2 protein-coding genes and 1 pseudogene are annotated in these 2,668 nt (G+C 74.6%); 2 read left to right on the top strand and 1 reads right to left on the bottom strand.

All coding sequences use genetic code 11. The features are described from left to right. Positions 1 to 1,061 (top strand): annotated as a pseudogene (locus CCS38_RS16620) (hypothetical protein); the annotation flags it as partial. A gap of 180 nt (positions 1,062 to 1,241) precedes the next feature. Here the strand turns inward: CCS38_RS16620 and CCS38_RS16615 are convergent. After that, a complete protein-coding gene (locus tag CCS38_RS16615) occupies positions 1,242 to 2,108 on the bottom strand; it encodes a hypothetical protein (protein WP_223734057.1) in 867 nt (288 codons plus the stop codon). A gap of 47 nt (positions 2,109 to 2,155) precedes the next feature. Between CCS38_RS16615 and CCS38_RS16610 the strand changes: the two genes are divergently transcribed. Next, positions 2,156 to 2,344 carry a DUF5703 family protein gene (locus CCS38_RS16610; RefSeq protein ID WP_030252120.1) on the top strand — a complete coding sequence of 63 codons (189 nt, stop codon included), beginning with the start codon at positions 2,156 to 2,158 and terminating at the stop codon, positions 2,342 to 2,344. Positions 2,345 to 2,668: the final 324 nt, after the last annotated feature.

The raw sequence follows: 2,668 nt of genomic DNA, 5'->3' as shown, positions 1-2,668 counted from the left end.
GCCTCGCCGACCTCGTCGCCGAGGCCACCGCGCAGTACGACGCCTCCGGCGTACCGGCAGCGCCCGCCCCCGCCGCAGCGGCCGGGCAGCCCGCCGCCGTCACGCTCGGCGGCCTGCTGGCCGGCCGCGAAGGCCCCGGCCGGGACGCGGACGGCTCGCTCGCCCTCGACCTGCTCGTCGTGCTGGACGCGCCGCAGCTGGACCTGGAGACCGCCGCGCTGCTCATCGAGTCGCTGGCCGACGGCGCCCGCCTCGTCCTCAGCGGCGACCCCGGTGTGCTGTGGTCCGCCGGCCCCGGCCGACTCTTCGCCGACCTGCTGGCCGCCCGCTGCTGCCCGCAGGTGGCCTCCCGTACCCCCGACTTCGGCCCCATCGGCGAGCTGGTCTCCGGCATCGGCATCGGCGAGCTGGCGGAGGTCGAGGCGCCGGAGAAGGAGGTCGTGATGGTGCCGGTGCGGGACGCCGGCGAGGCGGTGCACCGTACGGTCCAGCTGGTCGCCGATTCAGTACCGCGCGCGATCGGCGTACCGACGGCGGAAACGCAGGTCATCACCGTGGGGCACGGCGGCGCCGCGGGCACCCGCGCGCTCAACGCCGCGCTCAAGGAGCGGCTGAATCCCGGCCCGGGCCGGTTCGGCGGCTTCGACCCCGGTGACCGCGTGGCGTACAGCCCGGCTCCCGGCCGTACGGTGCCGGGCCAGGTCACCGGTGCGGACGCGGACGGGCTGCATCTGGACTGCGGCGGCGCCCCCGTCGTCGTGCCCCGCGACGAGGTGGCGGGCGGCGCGCTGCGGCACGGCTGGGCGCTCACGGCCCACCAGGCCGCGGGGATGCGCTGGCCGGCGGCCGTGGTGGTGGTGCCGGGCGACGCGGCCCCGGGGCTGACCCGCGCCTGGGTCTACACCGCCTTCGGACGCGGCGAGCGCCATCTGTCCGTGGTCCAGGGCGCCGACCAGGCGCTCCCCCGCGCGGTCGCCGAAATCCCGGCCAAGGACCGCACGACCCGCCTGCGCACCCTCCTCAGCCTCCAGCAGGCCCAGTGGCAGGCGGACGCGTCGTAAGAGCCCGCCGCCCCGGAGTCCCGCCCTGGAGTCCCGCCGCGGCGGGACTCCGGTGTCGTCGGCCGCGGTCGCGGGGGCTCCGGGGCACGCAGGACTTCCGATCCGGAGTTCAGATCTGAAGCCCAAGTCCGGAGCCCAGGTCCGAAGCCCGGGTCCGGCGCCCGGCCCCGGGCCGGGCCCTCAGCGCTCCCGGTCCACGACCTCCAGCTCGGGGTCGGCCGCGGCCCCGCCCCGGCTGTTCCCGGTGCCCCGCCGGGCCCCGCTCGTGCTCTCGTGCCCCTCCGTGTCCTCGTCCTCGTCCTCGTCCGAGACCACGACCAGGTCCTCGTCGTCTTCCTCGTCCGTGACGTCCTCGACGCCCTCGACGTCCTCGTCCGACTCGTCCTCGAAGTCCAGCTCTTCGTCGAAGACGGAGCTGACGTCGAAGCGGCAGACGACGCTCTGCGGGTCGGCCTGCTCGAAGGGGGCGGCGAGCCATTCGCCCGGCTCCGGCGGTTCCTCCGCGGCCGCCACCCACAGCGTGGAGTCGCCTTCCTCCAGCCCGAACTCCTTGTGCCGGGTGGCGATCTCGTCCGGCTCGTACTCCCCGAAGAGCACGCCGAGCGCCGCGTGCACGCTGCTGCCGACCACGGCGGCCGCCGCGTTCCCGCCGGGCCTGGACGGGCTCTGCGCGGCGCCCGGTTCCGTGGCCGAGCCGGGGTCGAGATCGGCGATGCGCTGTGCCTGCGACAGCAGCCGCTGCGGCTCCACGACGGTGTAGTCCCGGCGGATCAGCACGCTCAGCGCGCTCGGCTCCTCGGGCCCCGCGTACGCGGGCAGCCCGTCGCTGCCGGGAATCTCGAACGGCGTGACCTCGTCGTAGGTGTCGTAGAGCAGCTCGTCGTACGCCTCGGCCGCCGCGGCCAGCTCGTCGAACGCGGCGTAAACGGCGGCATCGTCCTCACCCGAGCGGCGTTCCACCGCGTCGAGGTGACGGTCCAGCGCGGCTTTGACCGCCTCGGCGGCGGCACGTACCTCGGCAGCGGAGGGCTGCGCAGCATCAGACATAGTGCAGACGCTATCCGTACCCGGGCCGGTCCCGCACAATAGATGCGATGCCGGAATATGAATTCTGCGATGTGTATGTGCCGCGGGGGGTCTCCCGCAAGGCCGCCACACGCCTGCTGACAGACCACGCCGAGTACGGACACTGGGAGTTGGACCGCCTCCGCCTCAACCCCGACGGCAGCCGCAAGGTGCGGCTGCGCCGCCGGATCATCCGCCAGATTCGCGCGACCTGGTGACACTGGCCCGTACGAGGCCCGATAGCGCCCCGACCGCCGGGTCGGAGGGGGCGTGAAAGGCGCCCCGCCCCCGAACACCGAGGGCGGGGCAGCAGCGTAAAGCGCAGGCTTTCCTCCGGTTTTGTGCCGCTTCGCGGAATTACCCGGTCCGAGAACGATCCGCCCGCCGTCCCGTCAAGAACGGCCGATTCCGCACGCGTGGCGGCCGATAATCGCCCCTCGGCGGCACCCCTCCCGGCTACCCCCGCGCCCCTCCCGCCGTACGGGCCTTCCGGTACACGAGGACGCCCGCGCCGAGCAGGGCCGCGCCGGCCGGGAGGAGCA

It is taken from the genome of Streptomyces purpurogeneiscleroticus, assembly GCF_020024005.1.
Taxonomy (GTDB): Bacteria; Actinomycetota; Actinomycetes; order Streptomycetales; family Streptomycetaceae; genus Streptomyces; species Streptomyces purpurogeneiscleroticus.
The sequence above is the reverse complement of the archived record's forward strand: the minus strand, read 5'-3'. Positions and strand labels throughout refer to the sequence as shown.